Source organism: Halomonas sp. ND22Bw, from assembly GCF_003011945.1.
In the GTDB taxonomy this organism is placed as follows: Bacteria; Pseudomonadota; Gammaproteobacteria; order Pseudomonadales; family Halomonadaceae; genus Halomonas; species Halomonas halophila.
Genome location: NZ_PXWD01000976.1, coordinates 1 through 267 on the forward strand (window position 1 = coordinate 1; position 267 = coordinate 267).

The 267-nt window shown below is 61.0% G+C and carries 1 protein-coding gene; it reads right to left on the bottom strand.

Annotated elements, in window-relative coordinates; all coding sequences use genetic code 11:
- On the bottom strand, nucleotides 1-198 hold a 198-nt coding region (locus CVH10_RS21075; protein WP_181244614.1), incomplete at its 3' end, for an enoyl-CoA hydratase-related protein.
- Between the last annotated feature and the right edge of the window lie 69 nt (nucleotides 199-267).

Genomic DNA, 267 nt, shown 5'->3' on the forward strand with positions numbered 1-267 from the left:
CGACAGGTCGAGCCCGGCGCAGAAGTGCGGGCCTTCGCCGTCGATCACGGCGGCGCGCACCGTGTCGGGCAGATTCTGGAAGGCATCGCGCAGCGCCAGGATGAGTCCGTCGTTCAGCGCGTTGCGCTTGGCGGGGCGCGTCAGGCGGATGATGGCGATATCACCTTGGTGATCGATGCGGAGGTCTGTGTTCGTCATGATTGCGTTCCCGAGTTGCATCGATTATGGTTATGAAAAATAACCAATTCAATCGCCGTTCGCCCGCCA